We start from the raw sequence: 24156 nt of genomic DNA, 5'->3' as shown, positions 1-24156 counted from the left end.
CCACCCTACGAACTACGAACTCATTCCCAAAAATCCGCGTGTCCCTGCGGATCGACCAGGCGGTTGATCCGCAAGGCCGCCGCCATCGCAAAACGCACCGTCATCTGCTTGCGGGTGGCGGCGGCGAGCTTGTGCTCGGGCGCCTCGCAATGCATGTGCGCGCCATAGGCATCCGCGATGATCAGGCCGGTGTCTTCAGGAAAGATCTCGCACGGCAGATCCTGCGTGAAGGCGAAGAACAGGCGGTCGCAATGGGCGCGGTATTCGTGCCATTTCTGGTCGGCACGCAGATCCTCGACCGACGACTTGATCTCGACGATCCAGATCTCGCCGCGCTCGTTCAGCGCCACCAGATCGGCGCGCCGGCCCGAGGGCAGCGGCAATTCGCTGATGCAGGAGAAGCCGAGCGAACGGAGCAGCCGCGCCGTGCCGCGCGCGATGGCCAGCGCGGTCTCCGACTGGCGGCGATCCGGCGGCGGCACGAGGGTGATGCGGGCGGTGTTGTCCATGGCGGTGAGGATAGCCGATTCCTCCGTCGTCGTCCTGGCGGAAGCCAGGACCCATTACCACAACAGCTTGTTGTTGCGCGAACTGATAGCCACCAGTCTTCGCCAAACTACGCCCTGTGGTAATGGGTCCTGGATCTGCGCTTCGCTTGTCCAGGACGACGGGAAAAGCGGAACCCTCCTCGCTCAAATCACTTATCACGCAGCCGCCGCACCTCGGCGGAACCACGGGCCGCGCGCGCATGATCGACGATCTCTGGTACAAGAACGGCGTGATCTACTGCCTCTCCGTCGGCTCCTATATGGACGCCGACGGCGACGGGGTCGGCGACTTCAAGGGCCTTTTGCGCCGGCTCGATTATCTGCACGGGCTCGGCATCACCACGATCTGGCTGATGCCGTTCCAGACCTCGCCCGGCCGCGACGACGGCTACGACATCGCCGATTATTACAGCGTCGATTCCCGCTACGGCACGCTCGGCGATTTCGTCGAGTTCGCGCAAGGCTGCAAGCAGCGCGGCATTCGCGTCATCATCGACCTCGTCGTCAACCACACCTCCGACCAGCATCACTGGTTCAAGGAGGCGCGGCGCGACAAGAGCTCGCCCTATCGCGACTGGTATGTCTGGTCCGACAAGAAGCCGGCCGGCGCCAACAAGGGCATGGTGTTTCCCGGCGTGCAGAAATCGACCTGGACGCGCGACAAGGAAGCCGGCGCGTATTACTTCCATCGCTTCTACGATTTCCAGCCCGATCTCAACACCTCGAACCCGCATGTGCAGGCCGAGATCCTCAAGATCATGGGCTTCTGGATCCAGCTCGGCGTCTCCGGCTTCCGCATGGACGCCGTTCCCTTCATCATCGCCACCAAAGGCGCGAAGGTGAAGAAGCCGGTGGAGCAATACGACATGCTGCGCGCGTTCCGCGAATTCCTGCAATGGCGGCAGGGCGACGCGATCATTCTCGCCGAAGCCAACGTGCTGCCGAAGACGGACATGGAATATTTCGGGCGCGATGGCGATCGCATGCACATGATGTTCAACTTCCACGTCAACCAGCATCTGTTCTATGCGCTGGCGTCCGCGGATTGCCGTCCGCTCGCCAAGGCGTTGAAGGCAACAAAACCGCGGCCGGCGACGGCGCAATGGGGCCTGTTCCTGCGCAATCACGACGAGCTCGATCTCGGCAGGCTGACCGAGGCGCAGCGCGAGGTCGTGTTCAAATGCTTCGGCCCCGACAAGGACATGCAGCTCTACGACCGCGGCATCCGCCGCCGTCTTGCGCCGATGCTGGGCGGCGACCGCCGGCGGCTCGAGCTCGCCTACAGCCTGATGTGCACGCTGCCGGGAACGCCCGTGATCCGCTATGGCGACGAGATCGCGATGGGCGATGATCTGTCGCAGCCCGAGCGCAATTGCGCGCGCACACCGATGCAATGGTCGACCGAGCCGCATGGCGGCTTCACCAAGAGCGACAAGCCGGCCTGCCCCGTCATCGACGCGGGTCCTTACGGCTTTCCGCACGTCAATGTCGCAAAACAGCGGCGCGATCCCAACTCCATGCTGAACTGGACCGAACGCATCGTCCGCATGCGGAAGGAAGTGCCGGAGGTCGGCTGGGGCGATTTCACGGTGATCCCTGTGCGCGATCCTGCGGTCTTCATCATGCGCTACGACTGGCGCAACAATTCCGTTCTGTTCGTGCACAATCTCGACGAGAAGCCGCGCGAGATCGCGTTCTCGTCGGGGCTATCTGGCGACGCCGGCGCGCATTTGATCAACCTGCTCGCAGAAGACCACAGCCACGCCGACAAGCGCGGCCAGCACCGCGTCGTGCTGGAGCCCTATGGCTATCGCTGGTACCGCGTCGGCGGACTGGATTATCTGTTGAAGCGGAGCGATATCGACGCGACTACGGTGCGGGGGAAGAAGCATCCGGGGTGATCACGTCGTCCTGGCGAAAGCCAGGACCCATTACCCCTGGAGGTCGTTGGCGCGCGAGCTGATGACCACCAGCCTTCGTCAAACTACGCGCTGTGGTAATGGGTCCTGGATCTGCGCTTCGCTTGTCCAGGACGACTTTGGAGAATGACGCTGTCGATAAATTCTCCCTGTCGTCCCGGCCTAGCGCGCAATTGCGCGCGGGGGCCGGGACGACAGCTAAGGCACCTGCACGATCACCCCTTCATTCCCGCGCAGATCCAGCACCCCTTCGAGCTTCTCGCCCTCACGATCGAGGAACGTCGACAGCAAGATCTCGCTGCCGAAGCGGATCGCGCTGGTGGTCACCGCGATCGGGTCGGGGCCGAGATTGAGCACTGCTATCACCGACTTGCCTCCGGCTGCGCGGCGATAGATCAGGAGATCGCCTTGCGCCGCGATCGGGTGATAGTCGCCGGCGACCAGCGGCAGGCATTCGCTTCGCAACGCGATCAGACGCTTGTAGAGGCTGAGGATCGAGCGCGGATCGGCTTCGAGATTGGCGACGTTGTTGTGGATATGGTCCTCCGGCAGCGGCAGCCATGGCCTTACACCGGAGAAGCCGCTGGTCTGCGAAGAATCCCACTGCATTGGCGTGCGGCAGCCGTCGCGCCCCACCCCGAGGCCGGGCACGTTCTTCTCGAAGGGATCGCGCACGTCCTCCGGCGCGATCGCGAGCTGGTGCATGCCGATCTCGTCGCCATAATAGAGCGTCGGCGTGCCGCGCAAGGTCAAGAGCAGCATGGCGGCGACGCGGGCCTGCTCGGGGCCGACGCGGCTTGCCACGCGCGGGCGATCGTGATTGCCGAGCACCCAGTTCGGCCAGGCGCCTTTCGGCAGCGCCTTCTCGTAATCCTCGATGATCGTCTCGATCGAGCGCGCGCTCCAGAAGGTCGAGAGCAGCGCAAAATTGAACGGCATCTGCGCGCCGGTGAGATCGTTGCCGTAATAGGCCATCAGGCGATGCAGCGGCAGATAGATCTCGCCGATCAGTACGCGGGCGCGATACGCATCCGTGACGCGCCGCATCTCGGCGATCACGTCGTGCACCTCGTCCTGGTCGGTGGAATATTGCGTCAGGATCGTCTCGTTCGGCGGCCGGCCCTCGACGTAATGCGGGTTCGGCGGATTGTCGCGGAATTCGGCGTCCTTGATCAGGTGCCAGATCACATCGACGCGAAAGCCGTCGACGCCCTTCTCCAGCCAGAACCGCATCACGTCGTAGATCGCGGCACGGACATCGGGATTGCGCCAGTTGAGGTCCGGCTGCTGGGCGAGGAAGGCGTGGTAGTAATACTGCCCCGTCGCCTCGTCGAAAGCCCACGCGCTGCCGCCGAATTCGGAGAGCCAGTTGTTCGGCGCGCTGCCGTCCGGCTTCGGATCGCGCCAGATGTACCAGTCGCGCTTGGGATTGTCGCGCGAGGCGCGGCTCTCGACGAACCAGGGATGCTGGTCCGAGGTGTGGTTGGGCACGAGGTCGAGGATCAGCTTGAGGCCGTTGTCGTGCGCGGCGGCGAGCAGCGCGTCGAAATCCGCCATCGTGCCGAACAGCGGCTCGATGCCGGTATAGTCCGAGATGTCGTAGCCGAAATCGGCCATCGGCGAGGGAAAGATCGGCGACAGCCAGATCGCGTCGACGCCGAGCGATTTCACATAAGGCAGCCGCCGCAGAATGCCGGAGAGGTCGCCGACGCCGTCGCCGTCGCTGTCCTGAAAGGAGCGCGGATAGATCTGATAGAAGACGCCGTCGCGCCACCAGTTCTCGCCCTGAGCCATGTCGGAATACCATCCAAAGACTGCCTCTCGCGCGGGAGAACGCGGCAGCAACGCCCCGGTTCAGATTGGCGAGCCAATTGGGACGGCCGTGTGACCTGTTCCCCAGGCTCGCGCACGAATCTTTTGCTTGGCGGCATGGCAAAAATCGGCATTGTGGCGCCATGACCGAGCAAAATGACACCCAAGATTCCTCGCAAGACTCCTCGCAGGCCAAGGCGGGCGCGATCATCGTTCCCGTGACGCTGTTCGAGCAGAACTGCACCATCATCTGGGACGAGCCAAGCAAGAAGGCCGTGGTGATCGATCCCGGCGGCGACGTGCCGAAGATCCTGGACGCGATCAAGCAGACCGGTGTCACCGTGGAGAAGATCTGGCTGACCCACGGCCATATCGACCATGTCGGCGGCGCGGCGGATTTGCGCGACGCGCTGAAGGTGCCGATCGAGGGCCCGCATCAGGCCGACAAGTTCCTGCTCGACAACGTGGTCGAGAGCGGTGCGCGCTTCGGCATGACCGGCGTGCGCAATTTCGCGCCGGACCGCTGGCTCGAGGAAGGCGACACCGTGTCGATCGGCGGCCTGTCGTTCGACATCCTGCACTGCCCCGGCCACTCGCCGGGCAGCGTGGTGTTCTTCAACAAGGACCTGCGCTTTGCCCATGTCGGCGACGTCCTGTTCGCGGGCTCGGTCGGGCGCACGGACCTCCCCGGCGGCAGTCACGCGACGCTGATCAACTCGATTCTGACCAAGCTGTTGCCGCTCGGCGACGATGTCGGCTTCATCTGCGGCCATGGCGCCGGCTCGAGCATCGGCCAGGAGCGGATGACCAATCCGTTCATCACCGGCGAGATGTAGGCGCTCTTTGTTTGAGCATGATCTAATCGGAAAACCGCTTCACACTTTTCCGGATCATGCTCTATTCGGCGGCGTCTGCGAGCGCCGCCGCTTCGCCGAGGTTACGCTCGCCCCATTCGCGGATCGCAGCGACGACGGGGACGAAGCTCTTGCCCTTGCGGGTGAGGCGATACTCGACCTTCGGCGGCACCTCGCCGAAATCCTTGCGGTCGATCAGGCCGCTCTCCGTCAGCGCCTTCAATTCGCGGCTGAGCACGCGCGGGGTGATCTCGGCGCTGCCTTCCGTGCCGCGCAGCAGGCCGCTCCTGATCTCGCCGTAGCGGCGCGGGCCGTCCTTGAGATCCCAGACGATACGCAGCTTGTACTTGCCGCTGATCATCTTCTGAAACGCCGCGACCGGACAGGTGCGCGCGGGGATCGCTCTTGCCTTCGCCATGTCGTCTCCTCCATGCGCAGCCAGCTGGCTCAAGGATAGGAGCGACAGCGAAAAAGTCCATACTATCAATTTTGTCCATACTTGCAGGATCGCGCCCAAGGCGCAGATGATGACGCACAAGCGAACAGGGAGCGTCACATGAAGCAGTTCATGATCAGATACCAGTTCAGGAACGGCACGACGGAGGAATGGCACCGGGAGATCGGCCGCTTCATCAAGGCGATCGACGGCGATCCGGAGCTGAAGGGACGGATCGGATACCGCGTCCTGAAGGCCCGCGACGACGGCAGCTACTTCCACCTCGCCAGCGCCAGCGACGATGCCGCGCAGAAAGCGCTGCAATCGCGCGACTTCTTCAGGGCCTATCAGGAGATGACGCGAAAGGTCGCCGGCGGCGAGGTGACGGTAACGCCGATCGAGGTGATCGATCAGACGGGGTAGCTCCGCTGAGCCGACGCGACCGCGTCACCACAAACTCCGCCGTCGTCCCGGCCTTCGCCGGGACGACGAGTTGGGAGCGGAGCTACTTCATCAATCCCGCGGCGGTCAGTGCGCGGGTGATGATCTGGCCGAGATCGAAGCCGCGGGATTCCTCCTGCTTCGGCTCGGCCGCCGCTTCGGCGACCTTCGCCCGGATGGAGCGGGCGAGATGCGGCGCGGGCGTCAGCGCCGGCTTTGCCTCCGCCTTCTTCGCCTCCGCGATCCAGCCGGTCAGGCCGAAGAACTTTGCAATGTGATAGGACGAGGAGATGCCGGCTTCGATCAGGAAGGCGCCTTCCATGCCGTAGCGCTGGTCGTTGTCGGCAAGGCCAAGCGGCGTGCCGTGCGCCATGTCGGTGATGGCGTAGGACTCGACCAGCGTCTCGCCGTCCTTGTTCCACCAGGCCTGGCGCGGATAGCCGTCGACATTGGTCTCCGCCATCGGCACTTCGGGCAGATCGTGCAAATCGAGCCACTGCTTGACGATCTCGTTGGCATTGCCGGGATTGACGGTGCGGTCGGCGCTGCCGTGCCACACCGACATCTTCGGCCAGGGACCGCGATGATCGGAAGCGTTGCGCACGAGATCGCCGAGCTCGCGCGCGGGGCGCGCCGGCGAATGAAACATGCCGTCCAGCGCCTCGCGCAAATTCGAGGCGATGCCGTAGGGCAGGCCGGCGATGACGGCGCCGGCAGCGAAGACGTCCGGATAGGTCGCGAGCATCACCGACGTCATGCCGCCGCCGGCGGAGAGGCCGGTGATGAAGATGCGCCGGGGATCGATGCGATGCGTCTCGACCATGTGCGCGATCATCTCGCGGATCGAGCACGCCTCGCCGCTGTCCCGCGCGGTATCCTCCGGATTGAACCAGTTGAAGCAGGTGTTGCCGTTGTTGACGCGCTGCTGCTCGGGCATCAGCAGCGCGAAGCCGTAATGCCGCGCGAGCGTCGACCAGCCGGCGCCAAGATCGTAGCCAGCCGCCGTCTGTCCGCAGCCATGCAGCACGACGACCAGCGCGCGCGGCTTCTGCAACTGCCCCGGCACGAACGCGAACATGCGCAAGGCGCCGGGATTGTCGCCGAAGCCCGTGACCTCTTCCAGCGGGCTGGATGAATCCGGGCCCCGGCCGAACTCGGCGAAGCGCAGACCGTCCAGCTTTGGCAGACGTCTCAACAAATCGACATTTCTTGCTAACGACACGGCAATTTCCTGGTGGGCGACGTACAACGTACAGCCCAACCAGATAGTTGCTGCATTGCGAAATAAAAAGACCGTGTGCTGTCTATCTCGCGAAAATCACTGGAAATCCCGCAGGAATCCGCACGTATTAGCCGCAATGCCTCAACTTGATGCAGATGCGCGGCGCATCCACGTCAGAAATGCGGTGCAGATCATGATTAACGTCACAAACAGCACGAGCGAGACGAAAAATCCTGCGCGCGCTGATTGCAATGATTCGATCGCGAAGAACACCGCGCCAATTGCGGCCACTCCGGCCGCATTTCCGATCTGCGCCGTCGTGCCGTACATGCCGGAGGCCGAGCCTGCGGCGACAGGCTTGACCGTCGAGAGCACGGCACCGGACAGCGGCGCCATCACCAGCCCCTGGCCGTAACCAAAGATGCTCATGGTGAGCGCGAGTGCGAGCGGCGACGGCGTGTCAACATAGAGCACAAGAAGCGCGAGCGCGCCGAGGCCTGCGATCTGCAACGCGCAGCCTTCGATCAGCACCTTGGTGCCGCGATGCCGCGCCCTCGCGCCGCTGTGACGCGAGGCCACGACGAAAGCGATGGCAAGTGGAATGCAAACCATGCCGGCCGCGAGCGGCGGAATCTTCAGGCCACGCTGCATGAACAGCGTCATGACCAGATAGAACGAGAGATTGGCGAAGAAGAAAAAGAACGCCGCCCCAAGGCCACGCAGGAAGGTGGCGTCCGTCAGCAGTGTGAGATCGATCAGCGGCATGCCGCCGGCGCGCGCAACCGCGTGTTCGAGCTTCAGGAATGCCGCGAGGATCGCGCCCCCGATCGCCATCACCGACCACAGCCACGGCGCCCAGCCGACATCATGGCCGAACAGCAGCGGCCCGATCAGGCACAACAGCCCTGCGAACAGGACCATGCTGCCCTTGATGTCGAGCCTGGTCCCGGCCCGCCGCGGCACCGACGGCATGACGCGCCAGGCGGCCGCGGCAATGACGAGACCGCAGGGCACGTTGACGAAGAACACCGACCGCCAGCCGGTGCCGGCGAGATCGAGCGTGACGAGAAGGCCGCCGAGCAGGAAGCCTGCTGCGCCCGCAAGGCCGAGCACGATGCCGTAGACGGCAAAGGCGCGGTTGCGCGTCTCATCGGTGAACAAAAGATGCAGCGTCGCCAGCACCTGCGGAACCATCAGCGCCGCGGTCGCGCCCTGCGCCAGCCGCGCGATGATCAGCTCGACGCCGGATTGCGCGAGGCCGCACCACAGCGAGGTCGCCGTGAAGCCGAGCACGCCGGCCAGGAAGATCGTCTTGGTGCCGTGGATGTCGCCGAGCCGTCCGCCGGTGACCACCAGCGTGGCATAGGCGATCAGATAGATCGCGATGACGGATTCGATCTGCGCCGGCGTCGCATGTAGGTCCACCGCGATGGTGGGAATCGCGACGTTCACGATGAAGGCGTCGACGCCGAACATGAACTGGGCGGCGACGACGATCGCGAGCACCCACCAGCGGCGGGTCGAATCGATTTGCTTTGTGACGGTTTGATGCATTTTCGCGCGAACCTTCAGGCATTTATTTGCGCGCAAAACTCGCAGATCAGCGTCATCCGCGCGATTACCTCCGAGGTAGGACGTGCTTTCCCCTTGCCGCTTTGGCCCGATTGCTGCATGTCGGTTCCCGCTGAATTTGCAGGGGTTCGGAAGCCTTCCGATGTACGACTACGACATGGTGGTGATCGGCTCGGGCCCATCGGGGCGCCGGGCCGCGGTGCAATGTGCCAAGCTCGGCAAGGGCGTGCTGGTCGTGGAGAAGGGCCGGCGGGTCGGCGGCGTCTCCGTCCACACCGGCACCATTCCCTCGAAGACGCTGCGCGAGACCGTGCTGAACCTGTCCGGCTGGCGCGAGCGCGGCTTCTACGGCCGCTCCTACCGGGTGAAGCAGGACATCGCGGCCAGCGATCTGATGACCCGGCTGCAGAAGACGCTCGACCACGAGGTCGAGGTGCTTGAGCATCAGTTCAGCCGCAATCTGGTGCGCACCGCCAATGGCGAGGCACGCTTCGTCTCGCCGCACGAGGTCGAGATCACCAGCTCAATCGGCGAGACCAAGGTGGTGTCGGCCGCCTTCATCCTGATCGCCTGCGGCACGCGCCCGTTCCGGCCTGACTATGTGCCGTTCGACGGCACCAGCGTGCTCGACAGCGACGAGATCATCGAGCTGCCGAAACTACCGCGCAGCCTCGCCGTGATCGGCGCCGGCGTGATCGGGGTCGAATATGCCACCATCTTCAGCGCGCTCGACGTGCCCGTCACCCTGATCGAGCCGCGGCCGACCTTCCTCGACTTCATCGACAAGGAGTTGATCGACGAGTTCATGCACGAGCTGCGCGACCGCAATGTCGCGCTGCGGCTCGGCTCCAAGGTGACGTCGATCGAGAAGACGCCACAGGGCCACATCGTGACGCATCTGTCGGACGGGCGTCACGTCACCACGGAAATGCTGCTGTTCGCGGCGGGACGCGTCGGCGCCACCGACCGACTCAACCTGGAGGCCGCCGGCATCGCGGTCGACCACCGCGGCCGCATCACGGTCGATCCCGCGACCTTGCAGACCAGCGTGCCGCACATTTACGCCGCCGGCGACGTGATCGGCTTTCCGAGCCTTGCCTCGACCTCGATGGAGCAGGGCCGCGTCGCCGCCTGCCATGCGCTCGGCATGGAGCCCTTGGCGCCGCCGGAGTTCTTTCCCTACGGCATCTATTCGGTGCCGGAGATCTCGACCGCCGGCCTCACCGAGGAAGAGGTCCGTACGCGCGGCATTCCCTACGAGGTCGGCATCGCCCGCTTCCGCGAGACCTCGCGCGGCCACATCATGGGGCTGAACAGCGGCATGATGAAGATGATCTTCTCGACCAAGACCCGCCGCCTGCTCGGCGTGCACATCCTCGGCGAAGGCGCCACCGAGCTGATCCATATCGGCCAGGCCGTGCTCAACCTCAAAGGCACGATCGATTATTTCATCCAGAACACGTTCAACTATCCGACGCTGGCGGAGGCCTACAAGATCGCCGGCCTGGATGCGTGGAACAGGATGACGCGGTAGCTTCTTGCAGCACTCTTCGCTTGCGGCAGGAAGAAGCGTGGCGAATAGCTCGCCCGCAGCCCATCCTTCGAGACGCCCGCCGATGGCGGGCCCTCAGGATGAGGGCGGGTGCGCGGCCGCGATTTTCAACAGGGCCTATGCTGCTTAGCCTCATCCTGAGGAGACCGCTGGAAGCGGTCGTCTCGAAGGACGAGGCGCTTGCTCAGGCCGCCACCAAGAAATCACCTGCGATAGCCCACCCCGCAAGCGGGGAGAGGGAGAAGAGGCAGCATCAACACATAGCTGCATTCCGCCGCGCGGGACATCGCGCGATTGCGTTCGCTTGTTTCAGCACGTAGCCTCACGGCCTCAACAAACAGAAAATTCAGCCGGAGAGAACGCCATGGCGCGCCTGAAGTTCGGAGCCTTCCTTGCCCCGCATCACCCGATCGGGGAGCATCCGATGCTCCAGTTCCGGCGCGATCTCGATCTCGTCGAGCAGCTGGATGCGCTCGGCTATGACGAGTTCTGGTGCGGCGAGCATCATTCCTCCGGCTGGGAGATGATCGCTTCGCCCGAGATGTTTCTGGCCGCAGCCGGCGAGCGCACCAAGCGGATCAAGCTCGGCACCGGCGTCATCTCGCTGCCCTATCACCATCCCTTCAACGTCGCCCAGCGCATGGTGCAGCTCGACCACATGACCGGTGGCCGCGCCATTTTCGGCTCCGGCCCCGGTGCGCTGGCCTCCGACGCGCACACCCTCGGCATCGACCCAATGACGCAGCGCGACCGCCAGGACGAGGCGATCGCCGTGATCCGCCGCCTCTTCAACGGCGAGCGCGTCACCGCCAAGAGCGACTGGTTCACCATGAACGACGCCGCGCTGCAGATCCTCCCGTTGCAGGAGGAGATGCCATTCGTGGTCGCTTCGCAGATCTCGCCGTCCGGCATGACGCTCGCCGGCAAATACGGCATCGGCATCATCTCGCTGGGATCGATGACGACGCAGGGCCTGATGTCGCTGCAGCAGCAATGGCAGTTCGCCGAGGATGCCGCCAAGAAGCACGGCACCACGGTGAGCCGCGCCGACTGGCGCGTGCTGCTGACCTTCCATATCGCCGAGACTCGCGAGCAGGCGCGCAAGGAAGCCGGCGCCGGGCTGATGCGCTGGCACAACGAATATAATGTCGGCACGCTGCAGCGGCCGGGCCTGACCGCGTTCTCCTCGCCGGATGAGGCCGTGGACAAGACCGCCTTCGTCGAGGGCGCCGCGTCCACCATCGGCACGCCCGACGATCTCGTCAAAACCATCAAGAACGTGATGGACGTGTCCGGCGGCGTCGGCGCCATCATCGGCTTCGTGCACGACTGGGCCAATCCGGAGAATACGCGCCGGAGCTGGGACATGGTGGCGCGCTACGTCGTGCCGGAGATCAACGGCTACATCGATGGCTTGCGCAGGTCGCAAAAATTCGTGATCGAGAACCGCGCGATCTTCGAGCGTGCAGGCCAGGCCGTGATGGCCAAGATCATGGCGAACGAGAAGGCCGCCGAGGCGCTGAAGGTCACCGGCCCCGGCCGCGTCGCCATTCCCGCCGTCAACGCGCCGGATCTGAATGCGGCGGCTAAACGAATGGGATAGACCGGTACGGCTGCGAATGCGCAGGGGCATAGCGGCACATCGTTCGGTCCGGACTGTGCTATGCTGTCCCTGCGAGTAAAGCGGAGCTATCAGCATGTCGATGCAGGGCGGGTCCTCTTCCAAGGTCCCCTTCGCGCCGCCCAGGCGTAATGAGCTGACGCACATTCCCGGCGACGAGGGTTTGCCGATCATCGGCAAGACGTTTCAACTACTGGCCGATCCCAAGGGTTTCATCGAGGCGTACGCCACGAAACACGGGCTCGTCTTTCGGACCCATTCCTTCGGCCAGACCAACGTCGTGCTGCTCGGGCCCGAGGCCAACGAGCTCGTGCTGTTCGACCAGCAAAAACTATTCTCGTCGACCCATGGCTGGAACCATGTGCTCGAATTGCTATTCCCGCGTGGCCTGATGCTGCTCGATTTCGACGAGCACCGCCTGCATCGCAAGGCGCTGTCTGTCGCGTTCAAGTCTGGACCGATGAAGTCTTATCTCGACAAGCTCGACAAGGGCATCGCAGCGCGGATCGCGCAGTGGAAGGCGAAGCCTGGCTCGATTCAGCTCTATCCGGCGATGAAGCAGTTAACGCTCGACCTCGCAGCGACATCGTTTCTTGGCGCCGATATCGGTCCCGAGGTCGAGGGGATCAACCGCGCCTTTGCCGACATGGTCGCGGCCTCCATCGCTCCGATCCGCCGCCCGTTGCCGGGCACGCAGATGGCGCGCGGCGTGGCTGGCCGCGAGCGCATCGTCGCCTATTTTCGCGAGCAGATTCCGCGTCGTCGCGCCAGGAGCGGCGGAGAGGATCTATTCTCACAGCTCTGCCACGCGACCCACGAGGATGGCGCGCTGCTGTCGGAGCAGGACATCATCGACCACATGAGTTTCCTGATGATGGCCGCGCACGACACGCTGACCTCGTCGCTGACCTCCTTCATCGGCGAGCTCGCCGCCAACCCGGACTGGCAGGGCAAGCTGCGCGCGGAGGTTCTGGCGCTCGGACTTGCTCCTGATGCCCCCAGCAGCTTCGACGATCTCGAAAAAATGCCTCTGTCGGAAATGGCATTCAAGGAGTCGCTAAGGATCAGGCCACCGGTGCCCTCGTTACCGCGTTATGCCATGCGTGATTTCACCTTTATGGGATACTCCGTTCCTGCTGGGACCCGGATCGGCGTCAATCCGCTCTACACGCACCACATGAAGGACATCTGGCCGGAGCCGGACCGCTTCGATCCCTTGCGTTTCACCGAGGAAGCCCAGCGTGGCCGCCACCGCTTCGCCTTCGTGCCGTTCGGCGGCGGCGCGCATATGTGCCTCGGCCTGCACTTCGCCTATATGCAGGCCAAATGCTTCGCGCGGCACTTCCTGCAGAACATCGAGGTGTCGCTGGCGCCGGGCTACAAGCCGGACTGGCAGATGTGGCCGATCCCGAAGCCGCGGGACGGGCTGCGGGTGACGGTGAAGGCGGTTTAGGCGACCTTTCGTAGGGTGGGTTAGCCGAAGGCGTAACCCACCTCTTTAGTCTCCGCGGTAACAGAAGTGGTGGATTACGCCAGCGCCTGCGCTTCGCGCAGCCGCTGTCTAACCCACCCTACGGCACCGTCGTCTGCCGCTCCTACGCCCCCTGATCGAACGCCTTGCGCAACGCCGACAAGCCCTGCTGCTGCTGGCTCCAGTTGCGGCCGCCGGTCATGGCGCCGTCGATGACGAGGTCGTGGCCGTTGATGAAGCTGGATTCGTCGCTGGCCAGGAACACCGCGGCATGGGCGATGTCGTCGGGAAGACCTGCGCGCGGGATCGGCTGCGCGGTCTTGTAGACCTCGCGCATCACCGCCGGCGTCTTCTCCGCGGCGTCGGTCGAGAGCCCCAGCGCCTTGCCGAAGATACCGGTCGCGATCGCGCCTGGTGAGATCGAGTTGACGCGCACATTGGACTCGCCGAGCTCCATCGCCACGCATTTGGTGAGATGGATCACCGCCGCCTTGGCCGCGCCATAGACGATCGACGAGGAGAAGCCGGCAAGACGGCCTGCGATGCTGCCATTGTTGATGATGCTGCCAGATCCCTGCTTCTTCATATGGGGCGCGGCGTGCTTCATGCCGAGCATGACGCTGCGCATCAGCGTCGCCATCGCCGCGTCGAAGCGGTCGACCTCGAGACCCTCGATGCCACCGGTCTGCGCCGGGCCGCCGGCATTGTTGAACAGACAATCGATGCGGCCGAACTTCTCCACCGCGAGCGCGATCAGCGCCTGCATCTGCGCTTCGACCATCACGTCGGTCTGGAGGAAGACGCAGCCCACCCCGAGCTGCCGCGCCAGCGCCTCGCCTTCCGGTATGCGCCGCCCGGCGATCACAATTTTGGCACCTTCGGCAACGAAGACTTCCGCAGTCCGCAATCCGATCCCGCTCGTCGCGCCCGTGATCACCGCCACCTTGCCGTCCAGCCTGCCCATGGAATGTCCCTGCTTTCGAACCCCTTGACGCCGAATGGCGAACACCGATCGACGACGGCACCGCGACAGTCGGCGCCGCGACGGTCACTATTCCTGCCGGCTTCCGACAAGGCAAGCTTTGCTTGCGCGCCCGACATGCGTAACATTCAGGGCGAACGCACGTCGCAACCGGGCTGCGCATGCAGAAGCTGATCGAGGAGTTCCGCAAAGGCTGGCAGGGCGTGGCACCGCCGTCGCTCGGCCTCAGCATCGCCTTTGCGATCGCCTGCCTGCTGGTTGCGACGCTGGCGCGCTGGGGCCTCGCCCATGTCCGCCCCGACGTCTACTTCACCCCGTACTTTCCGGCCGTGTTCTTTGCCGCCGCCTTCGGAGGTTTTCGGCTCGGCATCGTGACGGCGATCATCGGCGGCGTGCTTGGCGTGGTCCTGAATTTCAGCGATGCCATTGCCGACAACGCCCGCTTTGCCCTGCTGGCGCTGTACTGGGTGGTCTGCGCACTCACCATCTGGGGCGTCGAGCATTATCGCACGCTCCTGATCGAGCAGCGCCGGATCTCCAAACGCCTGATCGAGGAAGAAGACTACCGCAAGCTGCTGGTCGACGAGCTCCAGCACCGGCTGAAGAACAAGCTCTCGACCGTGCACGCCGTGATTCACCAGGTGCTGCACGACCAGCCGCAGGTCTGGGCCCGGATCGATCCGCGGCTGCGCTCGCTGGCCACGACCGATGATCTGATCTCGCGGATCGACAAGGGCGGCTGCGATATCCGCGACCTCTTGATCGCCGAACTCGGGCCCTACGGCCACGTCCGCTTCACCCTCAACGGCGACCGGCTGTTCCTGCCACCGAAGCTCGCAGTCACGCTGTCATTGATGTTTCACGAGCTCGCCACCAATGCAGGAAAGTATGGTGCATTCTCCGCGCCCCGCGGCCTGCTGCAGGTGTCATGGACCGTCAGCGACGACCGCCTGACCGTCACCTGGGACGAAACCGAAGGGCCGAGCGTGGAAAAGGTGTCCGAGCCTGGCTTCGGCACCAAGCTGCTGAAATCGGCGCTTTCGGCTTTCGACGGCAGGACCGAGCTCTCCTATCTCAAATCCGGACTGCATTGCATCATGCAATGCCGCATCCCCAAGAACGGCTAGACTCGATCCAAGCGAAAGCGATCCGCGCACTCCGCTCGCAGTTTCGCATGCGTCGTTGACGCTCTGTTAATGACGATTTTCTGCGCGCGTCGCATCGCCGCAAAACACCCCCGTATTTCTCCGTACCCCTTAACCAAACTTAAGAGGGAGCTGCGCATGATAGCGTGCATTGCAAAGGCGCGCTGAACAACAAGATTCATGACTTCTATGAACGACAACAAATATTCCGGCGCGAATGAAGCCGAACTCGGGTTTCTCAAGGAAATCGTTAGAATGCTGCCGGCCGGCCTGACCGTGCAGGACGCCCATGGCGAGCTTCTGCTGGTTAACGATGCTGCCGCGGCCCAGCTCGGCATGGACGGCAGCCGGCCCTCGCCGGATCTGGCGCCGCGCCGCGAAGCCTGCCGGAGGGCGCTGAGCGCCGGCCGGGCCGTCGTCACCGAGGAAGCGCATCACGACGGCGCCGCGCGCCAGGTGCTGCTCACGACCCATCGTCCCGTTCGCCTCGCCGGACGCGAGCTCCTGATCTCGGCCTCCTCCGACATCACTGAGCAGAAGAATTTCGAGGACCAGCTGTTCCGCTCGGCCTATTTCGACGAGCTGACCGGCCTGCCCTCGCGCCGCGTGATCGAGCATCGCGCCAACAGCCTGCTCGCGCGCGATGGCGGCGGCGAACGCTTCGCGCTCGCCTTTCTCGACGTCGACAATTTCAAGCACATCAACGACTATTACGGCCACGCCGTGGGCGATGCGCTGCTGGTCGAGCTGTCGAAGCGGCTCGGGCGGGACCTGCGCGATTCCGACATGCTGTCGCGCATCTCGGGCGACGAATTCCTGCTGCTGCTCTCTCCGATCCAGAGCCAGGAGGAAGTCGCCGAGTTCATGCAATCGACGCTGGAGCGGCTGACCGCGCCGTTCTTCATCGACCATTCGGAAGTCTTCGCCTCGACCTCGGTCGGCATCAGCCTCTATCCCGACCACGGCCGCAGCTTCGAGACGCTGCGGCAGAACGCCGACATCGCGATGTACCGCATCAAGAACAACGGCAAGGGACTGGCCGCGTTCTTCGACGCCAGCATGGAGCGCGAGGCGCTGGCGCGGAGCAAGATCGAGCAGTCGCTGCGGCTCGCCATCCTGGAAAAGCGCTTCTGCTGCGCCTTCCAGTCCAAGGTCGACATCCGCACGCAGGCCGTGAAGGGCATCGAGGCCCTGGTGCGCCTGCGCGACGACGAAGGCGTGATCCAGGCGCCGGGCTCGTTCATCAACCTCGCCGGCGAGCTCGGGCTGATCGACGAGCTGACCCATCTCGTGCTGGCCGAGATCGTCAAGTCGATCGACCTGATCAACGACACGTTCGGCGCGGAAGCGACCATCAGCATCAACGTCGCCGCCAAGCAGGCCGGCAATCCCGAGTTCATGCGCAGCTTCGCGCGGGCGCTGGAAGATACCGGCTTTCCCCAGCGCTTCATGATCGAGGTGACCGAGGACGCCTTCGTCGCCAAGAATCATTTCCAGGCCGAGATCCTGCCGATGTTCCGCAAGCTCGGCGTCGGCATCTCGATCGACGATTTCGGCACCGGCTATTCCTCGCTCTCGGCACTCGCCGACATCACCGCGGACGAGATCAAGATCGACCGCTCCTTCATCACTGACATCCACAAGCGTCCGCGCAGCCAGGGCATCTTGCGCGCGATCGAATCCTTAAGCGAAGCGCTCGGCATCACCGTGATCGCCGAGGGCCTCGAATCCTACGAGGAGCTCGCCTATCTCCAGGCCGCGACCAAGATCCGCTACGCGCAGGGCTATTACTTCTCGCGGCCGATCTTCCTGGAGGAGCTGAAGCTCGCAACGCCGGTCTCCAGCGAGTCGCGTCCCGGCATCGCCAGCCGCCCGATGCAGCAGAACCGCCAGGGCTATTCGCGGGCGAGCGGGTATCGGAGGTAGGGTGGCAAGCGCCGCTCCAATCTCGGTGTCGTCGCCCGGCTTGACCGGGCGACCCAGTATTCCAGAGACAGTCGTTGTTGAATCGATAGGCCGCTGCGTACTGGATGCCCCGGTCAAGCCGGGGCATGACAATGGAGGGTGTGGCCTGCGCCCCAACGCCCAATTCCCCCTTTGAAATTGCTGTCCTTTTGCTAATACACAGGCGGGCTTCCCGCGAGGCACGCCATGTCCGTTCCCACTTCTGCCGTCAGCGACCCCGCCTATCTCCGTGCGCGCGCGATGGTGACGCTGTTCGAGCGGCTGGAGAACCTCTGCGAGGGCGCGATTGCGATCGATCGCGGCGGGCGCGTCGTCTACGTCAACGAGAAATATCTGGCCTCGCTCGGCCTCGAGCATACGGCGGACGCGATCGGCCGGCCGATCGAGGAAATCATCCCGAACAGCCTGATGCGGAAGGTGGCCGAGACCGGCGAGCCGATCCTGCTCGACATCATGGAGCTCGGCGGCGAGCAGCTCGTGGTGACGCGGATGCCGATCGAGGACGAGAACCGGAAGGTCATCGGCGCGATCGGCTTCGTGCTCTACGACCATCTGGAGAGCCTCAAGCCGCTGCTCGCCCGCGTCGCCCAGCTCGAGAGCGATCTTCGGCTAGCGCGACGGCAATTGTCCAACGCCCGTGCCGCGCGCTTCACCTTCGCCGATTTCGTCGGCACGACGCCGGGAATCGCGCAGGCCAAGGAGCTCGCAGGCCGCGCCGCGCGGCAGAGCGTCACGGTGCTGCTCACCGGCGAAACCGGCACGGGCAAGGAGATGCTGGCGCAGGCGATCCACAACGCCTCCTCCCGCGCCGACAAGCCGTTCGTCAGCGTCAATGTCGCCGCGATCCCCGAGACGCTGATCGAATCCGAATTCTTCGGCACCGCGCCCGGGGCCTATACGGGCGCCGACCGCAAAGGGCGCGAGGGGAAATTCCGGATCGCCGACGGCGGCACGCTGTTCCTCGACGAGATCGGCGAGATGCCGCTGCAGCTGCAGGCAAAGCTCCTGCGCGTGCTGCAGGAGCGCGAGATCGAGCCGCTCGGCTCGGACAAGATCAGCAAGGTCGACGTCCGCGTCATCGCTGCGACCAATGTCGACCTCCGCAAGCGCGTCAGCGACGGCGCATTCCGGCCCGATCTCTATTATCGCCTCAACGTGCTCTCGGTCGACCTGCCGCCGCTGCGTCAATGCCTCGACGATCTGCCCGACATCTGCGGCCGGCTGCTCGACGACATCAGCGCGTCCGGCGACTACGTCAAGGCCAAGATCACGCCGAGCGCGCTCGCCGCACTCGCCCGCTATGACTGGCCGGGTAACGTCCGCGAGCTCCGCAACATCCTCGAGCGTGCGCTGATCCTCAGCGATTCCGGGCGGCTGACCGGCGACGATTTCGTCCGCATTCTCCCTGTTGGCGCCGAGGTCAGGCTCGCACCGCCCGAGCGGCCGGCCGGAACGGTGGTGCCCTATGCCGAGGCCGAGGCCGAGTTCGAGAAGCACACGCTCGAACAGGCGCTCGCCGCCAGCAACGGCCAGATCTCGGAAGCCGCCAAGATGCTGCAGATCTCGCGCGCGACCTTCTACAAGAAGCTCGCCAAGTTCGGCCTCGCCACGGGACCGGCCGCCGTCTGAGTTTCGAGACTCAGCCGTCCAGAGTCTCGGAATCCTGACACGCGACCTGGCCGCTCTTTCCCGAGGCCTTTGCTGAATCTGCTGGGTTTTCAGCCAATTTGCGCAAACCTGTGGCATCTGGCGCGGAGCTTGCTCTTCGCTTTGCACAATGACGCGTGCTGCACATGCGCATTCGCAACCAGGGAGGACGCAAGATGAGTGAAGCGATCTCGGTCCATCAGCTTCAGACCAGACAGCCCTCGCACGTCACGGTCGCCACCGCGAGCCTGATCGGCACGGCGATCGAGTGGTACGACTTCTTCCTCTACGGCACCGCCGCGGCGCTGATCTTCAACAAGCTGTTCTTTCCGACCTTCGACCCGATGATGGGCACGCTACTGGCGTTCGCGACCTACGCGCTCGGCTTCATCGCGCGGCCGCTCGGCGGCATCGTGTTCGGGCATTACGGCGACAAGATCGGCCGCAAGACCATGCTCTATTTGACGCTGCTGATCATGGGCGCGGCGACCGCGGCGATCGGCTTCCTGCCGACCTACGAGACCGCCGGCATCTGGGCCGCGATCCTGCTGGTGACATGCCGCCTGATCCAGGGCTTTGGTCTTGGCGGCGAATGGGGCGGCGCGGTGCTGATGGCGGTCGAGCATGCGCCGGCGGACAAGAAAGGGTTTTACGGCAGCTGGCCGCAACTCGGAGCGCCGCTCGGCCTCGTGCTCGGCACGCTGGTGTTCTCGGTGGTGTCAGCGATGCTGACCGATGCGCAGCTCTATGCCTGGGGCTGGCGCATCCCGTTCCTGTTCTCGATCGCACTGGTGCTGGTCGGCCTGTGGATCCGCTTCACCATCGCGGAATCGCCGGAGTTCCAGAAGGTCAAGGACACCAAGCAGGAAGTGAAGATGCCGATCCTCGAGGCGATCAGGATGTACCCGAAGAACATCCTGCTCGCGATGGGCGCGCGCTTCGCCGAAAACGGCTTCTTCTACATCTACGCGACCTTCGTGCTCGCCTATGCCACGCAATCGCTCGGCATGAACAAGCAGGACATGCTCAACGGCGTGCTGATCGGCGCGGCGATCGAGACCTTCACCATCCCCGCCTTCGGCGCGCTCTCCGACCGCCTCGGGCGGCGGCCGATCTACATCTTCGGCGCGGTGTTCTCGGCGCTGATGTCGTTCCCGCTGTTCATGCTGCTTTCGACCAAGAACCCCCAATACGCCTGGATCGCGATCGTGCTCGGTCTCGCCGTCGGCCACGCCGCGATGTACGGCCCGCAGGCGAGCTTCCTGTCGGAGCTGTTCGGCACCAAGGTGCGCTATAGCGGCGTCTCGCTCGGCTACAACCTCGCCTCGATCTTCGCCGGCGCGCTGTCGCCGCTGATCGCGACGGGATTGATGACGGCCTATGCGCCTGCGACCTGGCCGATCTCGCTCTACATGATCGCGCTGGCGGTCATCACGGTCGTCTCGGTCTATTTCGCCACCGAAACCCGCAAGGTCGCCCAGCCCTGAACGGGCCGAGCGCGCCCCCCCGCGACGCCGGAGCGGCTGGTCGCCAGCCGCTCCACGCGGTACGAATAGAGGCAAGCGAGAAGAACCGGCATGCGGTCCGCAACAGACATGGGAGGGAATGCCATGAGCCAGCATCCTGCCTTGCCCTATTTGCGTAACGCCGAGAAGGGCAAAGTCGTCACCGCGGCGGAAGCCGTCATGCTGATCCGTGACGGCGACACGGTCGCCACCGGCGGCTTCGTCGGCATCGGCTTTGCCGAGGAGATCGCGATTGCGCTGGAGGAGCTCTATCTCTCCAACGAGGGCGATGCGCCCTACACCCAAGGCAAGCCGCGCAATCTGACGCTGGTCTATGCGGCCGGCCAGGGCGACGGCAAGCACCGCGGCCTCAATCATCTCGCGCATGAAGGCCTGGTCCGGCGCGTGATCGGCGGGCACTGGGGCCTTGCCCCGAAGCTGCAGCAGCTCGCCATCGCCAACCAGATCGAGGCCTATAATCTGCCGCAGGGCGTGATCACGCACCTGTTCCGCGACATCGCGGCGCATCGGCCCGGTCACATCACCCGCGTCGGCATGGGCACCTTCGTCGATCCCCGGCATGGCGGCGGCAAGCTGAACGCACGCACCACCGAGGACATGGTGGAGCTGATCACCCTGCACGGCGAGGAGTGCCTGCTCTACAAGACGTTCCCGATTCAAGTCGGGATCATCCGCGCCACGACAGGCGATCCCGACGGCAACCTCACCATGGAGAAGGAGGCGCTGACGCTGGAAGCGCTCGCCATCGCCATGGCGGCGCACAATTCCGGCGGCATCGTCATCGCCCAGGTCGAGCGCGTCGCCGAGAGTGGCAGTCTCAATCCGCGCCAGGTCAAGATCCCCGGCATCCTCGTCGACTGTGTCGTCGTGTCGAGACCTGAGAACCATTGGCAGACCTTCGGCACGCAATATAATCCGGCCTTCTCGAGCGAGATCCGCGTCCGCGCCGCTTCCCTGCCAGTGATGCCCGTCAGCGAGCGCAAGATCATCGCCCGGCGCGCCGCCCTCGAGCTCAAGGCCAACAGCGTCGTCAATCTCGGCATCGGCATGCCCGAGGGCATCGCTTCGGTCGCCAATGAAGAGCGGATCATCGACCTCATCACGCTGACGGCGGAACCGGGCGTGATCGGCGGCATCCCGGCGAGCGGGATCGATTTCGGCGCGGCGATCAACACCCAGGCGGTGATCGACCAGCCCTATCAGTTCGACTTCTACGACGGCGGCGGCTTGGATGCCGCCTTCCTCGGCCTGGCCCAGGTCGACCGCGCCGGCAACCTCAATGTCAGCAAGTTCGGCCCGAAGCTTGCGGGTGCGGGCGGCTTCATCAACATCAGTCAGAATGCCAAGGAGGTCGTCTTCGTCGGCACCTTCGGCGCAGGCAAGCAGCGCATCGCGGTGAATGACGGCAAGCTCGCCATCCTCGACGAAGCCAAATCACGCAAGTTCGTCGACAAGGTCGAGCACGTCACCTTCAGCGGCCCGTTCGCCGCCGCGCGCAAGCAACGCACGCTCTATGTCACCGAACGCTGCGTGCTCGAGCTCAGGCCGGACGGGCTCGAGCTCACGGAAGTTGCGCCCGGCATCGACATCGAGCGCGACATCCTGCGCCTGATGGACTTCAAGCCGCTGATCCCGCGCGATCCTGCCCTGATGGATGCCCGCATCTTCCGCGACGGACCCATGGAGCTGCGCGAGCGCCTGCTCACCATCCCGCTCGACCAGCGCTTCACGCTGGACGAGCAGCAGAACCTGTTCTTCGTCAATCTGGAGCGCTATCCGCTGCGCAGCAAGGCCGAGATCGACGCCATCGCGGCGCTCGTCGAAGCAAAGCTCGCTCCGCTCGGCCGCCGGGTTTACACCATCGTCAATTATGACAACTTTTCCATCCTGCCGGAGCTGATGGACGATTATTCGGCCATGGTGCGCAGCCTGGTCGACCGCTTCTATTCCGGCGTGTCGCGCTACACCACGTCGGGCTTCCTGCGCATCAAGCTCGGCGAAGCCCTGGAGAAGCGCGGCGTCGCGCCGCATATCTTCGAGAGCGCGGAGGAAGCCCAGTCGGATCGACGTCAGGCCGAGGGGGCCGACGCATCGCACACCATGCGGCAAGCCCAAAAATGATGCATGCTCGAAAGGCCGACACGCTCGGCCGGAGGTTCAATTGCAATGTTCGTAGTGTTGTGCAAATCGCTGTTATCGAGAAACTTTGAATCAGGAGGGACCATCGTGCGTCGATCATTCATCATAACAACAACCATCCTCGCTCTCGCCGCGAGCACCTCCGCACGGGCCGACGATTTCAAGGTCGCGCTGATCTACGGCAAGACCGGTCCGCTGGAAGCCTATGCCAAGCAGACCGAGACCGGCCTGCAGATGGGTTTTGAATACGCCACCAAGGGCACCATGACCCTCGACGGTCGCAAGATCGTCATCATCACCAAGGACGACCAGGGCAAGCCGGACCTTGCCAAGGCCGCGCTCGCGGAAGCCTATCAGGACGACAAGGCCGACATCGCCATCGGCACGACCTCGTCGGCTGCGGCGCTCGCGATTCTCCCGGTCGCCGAAGAGAACAAGAAGATCCTGATCGTCGAGCCCGCCGTCGCGGACCAGATTACCGGCGAGAAGTGGAATCGCTACATTTTCCGTACCGCGCGCAACTCTTCGCAGGACGCGATCTCCAACGCGGTCGCGATCGGCAAGCAGGGCGTCACCGTCGCGACGCTGGCGCAGGACTACGCCTTCGGCCGCGACGGCGTCGCCGCCTTCAAGGAGGCGCTGGCCAAGACCGGCGCGACGCTGGCAGCGGAAGAATATGCCCCGACCTCGACCACCGACTTCACCGCGGTCGGCCAGCGCCTGTTCGACGCGCTGAAGGACAAGCCCGGCCGCAAGGTGATCTGGGTGATCTGGGCCGGCGCCGGCAATCCGCTGGCAAAGCTCCAGGACATGGACCCGAAGCGCTACGGCATCGAGCTGTCGACCGGCGGCAACATCCTGCCGGCGCTCGCCGCCTATAAGAGCCTGCCGGGCATGGAAGGCGCGACCTATTACTTCTACGAGATCCCGAAGAACCCGGTGAACGACTGGCTGGTCGCCGAGCACCAGAAGCGCTTCAAAGCGCCGCCGGACTTCTTCACCGCGGGCGGTTTCGCGGCCGCGATGTCCGTCGTCGCCGCTGTCACCAAGGCGAAGTCGACCGACACCGAGAAACTGATCACGGCAATGGAAGGCCTGGAGTTCGACACGCCGAAGGGCAAGATGGTGTTCCGCAAGGAAGACCATCAGGCGCTGCAGAGCATGTATCACTTCAAGGTCAAGGTCGATCCGAACGTCGCCTGGGCCGTGCTCGAGCCGGTGCGCGAGCTGAAGATCGAGGACATGGACGTTCCTGTCCGCAACAAGCGGTGATGGCTCCATCTCTCCCATCGGGAGAGGTCGCG

18 protein-coding genes are annotated in these 24156 nt (G+C 64.3%); 12 read left to right on the top strand and 6 right to left on the bottom strand.

Translation table 11 applies throughout. From position 1 onward, the window contains the following. Positions 1-20 precede the first annotated feature (20 nt). Positions 21-509, bottom strand: a complete 489-nt coding sequence (locus tag JQ603_RS14640; protein WP_212340394.1) for an MmcB family DNA repair protein — start codon at positions 507-509, stop codon at positions 21-23. 239 nt (positions 510-748) lie between these two features. On the opposite strand from JQ603_RS14640, the gene JQ603_RS14635 reads away from it, so the two are divergent. Next, positions 749-2449: an alpha-amylase family protein gene (locus tag JQ603_RS14635; RefSeq protein WP_212340392.1), complete on the top strand. Its 1701-nt coding sequence runs from the start codon at positions 749-751 to the stop codon at positions 2447-2449. Positions 2450-2665: 216 nt separating this feature from the next. On the opposite strand, the gene JQ603_RS14630 is transcribed toward JQ603_RS14635, so the two are convergent. After that, positions 2666-4261, bottom strand: coding sequence for an alpha-amylase family glycosyl hydrolase (locus JQ603_RS14630; protein ID WP_212340391.1), 1596 nt, complete (start codon positions 4259-4261; stop codon positions 2666-2668). 161 nt (positions 4262-4422) lie between these two features. Here JQ603_RS14630 and JQ603_RS14625 point away from each other — a divergent pair, with 161 nt between their 5' ends. Further along, a complete protein-coding gene (locus tag JQ603_RS14625) occupies positions 4423-5115 on the top strand; it encodes an MBL fold metallo-hydrolase (RefSeq protein ID WP_212340390.1) in 693 nt (230 codons plus the stop codon). A gap of 61 nt (positions 5116-5176) precedes the next feature. Here JQ603_RS14625 and JQ603_RS14620 read toward each other — a convergent pair whose 3' ends face one another. After that, entirely contained in the window at positions 5177-5551 is a 375-nt protein-coding gene (locus tag JQ603_RS14620) for a winged helix-turn-helix transcriptional regulator (protein ID WP_212340389.1), read from the bottom strand. A 138-nt stretch (positions 5552-5689) separates the two neighbouring features. Here JQ603_RS14620 and JQ603_RS14615 point away from each other — a divergent pair, with 138 nt between their 5' ends. Further along, entirely contained in the window at positions 5690-5992 is a 303-nt protein-coding gene (locus JQ603_RS14615; protein ID WP_212340388.1) for a hypothetical protein, read from the top strand. Between the two features lie 82 nt (positions 5993-6074). Here the strand turns inward: JQ603_RS14615 and JQ603_RS14610 are convergent, their stop codons facing one another. Then, positions 6075-7232: an extracellular catalytic domain type 1 short-chain-length polyhydroxyalkanoate depolymerase gene (locus tag JQ603_RS14610; protein WP_212340386.1), complete on the bottom strand. Its 1158-nt coding sequence runs from the start codon at positions 7230-7232 to the stop codon at positions 6075-6077. A 141-nt stretch (positions 7233-7373) separates the two neighbouring features. Then, positions 7374-8786, bottom strand: coding sequence for an MFS transporter (locus tag JQ603_RS14605; protein WP_212340384.1), 1413 nt, complete (start codon positions 8784-8786; stop codon positions 7374-7376). A gap of 160 nt (positions 8787-8946) precedes the next feature. Between JQ603_RS14605 and sthA the strand changes: the two genes are divergently transcribed. The 3 genes from sthA to JQ603_RS14590 all read left to right on the top strand — a co-directional run bounded on the left by sthA (position 8947) and on the right by JQ603_RS14590 (position 13430). Next, the gene (gene sthA / locus JQ603_RS14600; protein WP_212340382.1) at positions 8947-10338 is read left to right on the top strand and encodes a Si-specific NAD(P)(+) transhydrogenase; all 1392 of its coding nucleotides are present in this window, start codon (positions 8947-8949) and stop codon (positions 10336-10338) included. A gap of 382 nt (positions 10339-10720) precedes the next feature. Continuing rightward, a complete protein-coding gene (locus JQ603_RS14595; protein WP_212340380.1) occupies positions 10721-11959 on the top strand; it encodes an LLM class flavin-dependent oxidoreductase in 1239 nt (412 codons plus the stop codon). A gap of 94 nt (positions 11960-12053) precedes the next feature. Further along, entirely contained in the window at positions 12054-13430 is a 1377-nt protein-coding gene (locus JQ603_RS14590; RefSeq protein WP_212340378.1) for a cytochrome P450, read from the top strand. Positions 13431-13572: 142 nt separating this feature from the next. On the opposite strand, the gene JQ603_RS14585 is transcribed toward JQ603_RS14590, so the two are convergent. Further along, positions 13573-14412, bottom strand: coding sequence for an SDR family NAD(P)-dependent oxidoreductase (locus JQ603_RS14585; RefSeq protein WP_212340377.1), 840 nt, complete (start codon positions 14410-14412; stop codon positions 13573-13575). A 179-nt stretch (positions 14413-14591) separates the two neighbouring features. Between JQ603_RS14585 and JQ603_RS14580 the strand changes: the two genes are divergently transcribed. From JQ603_RS14580 to JQ603_RS14555, 6 genes are all read left to right on the top strand, one after another. Next, positions 14592-15557 carry a sensor histidine kinase gene (locus tag JQ603_RS14580; RefSeq protein WP_212340375.1) on the top strand — a complete coding sequence of 322 codons (966 nt, stop codon included), beginning with the start codon at positions 14592-14594 and terminating at the stop codon, positions 15555-15557. A gap of 207 nt (positions 15558-15764) precedes the next feature. Continuing rightward, entirely contained in the window at positions 15765-17501 is a 1737-nt protein-coding gene (locus JQ603_RS14575; RefSeq protein ID WP_212340373.1) for a putative bifunctional diguanylate cyclase/phosphodiesterase, read from the top strand. Between the two features lie 225 nt (positions 17502-17726). Then, entirely contained in the window at positions 17727-19169 is a 1443-nt protein-coding gene (locus tag JQ603_RS14570) for a sigma-54 interaction domain-containing protein (protein WP_212340371.1), read from the top strand. A 194-nt stretch (positions 19170-19363) separates the two neighbouring features. Continuing rightward, positions 19364-20674, top strand: coding sequence for an MFS transporter (locus JQ603_RS14565; RefSeq protein ID WP_245003628.1), 1311 nt, complete (start codon positions 19364-19366; stop codon positions 20672-20674). A 123-nt stretch (positions 20675-20797) separates the two neighbouring features. After that, positions 20798-22834 carry an acyl CoA:acetate/3-ketoacid CoA transferase gene (locus JQ603_RS14560; protein ID WP_212340367.1) on the top strand — a complete coding sequence of 679 codons (2037 nt, stop codon included), beginning with the start codon at positions 20798-20800 and terminating at the stop codon, positions 22832-22834. Positions 22835-22939: 105 nt separating this feature from the next. Next, a complete protein-coding gene (locus JQ603_RS14555; protein ID WP_212340365.1) occupies positions 22940-24124 on the top strand; it encodes a substrate-binding domain-containing protein in 1185 nt (394 codons plus the stop codon). The last annotated feature ends 32 nt before the right edge of the window (positions 24125-24156 follow it).

It is taken from the genome of Bradyrhizobium liaoningense, from assembly GCF_018130825.1.
Classification (GTDB): domain Bacteria; phylum Pseudomonadota; class Alphaproteobacteria; order Rhizobiales; family Xanthobacteraceae; genus Bradyrhizobium; species Bradyrhizobium liaoningense_B.
The sequence above is the reverse complement of the archived record's forward strand: the minus strand, read 5'-3'. Positions and strand labels throughout refer to the sequence as shown.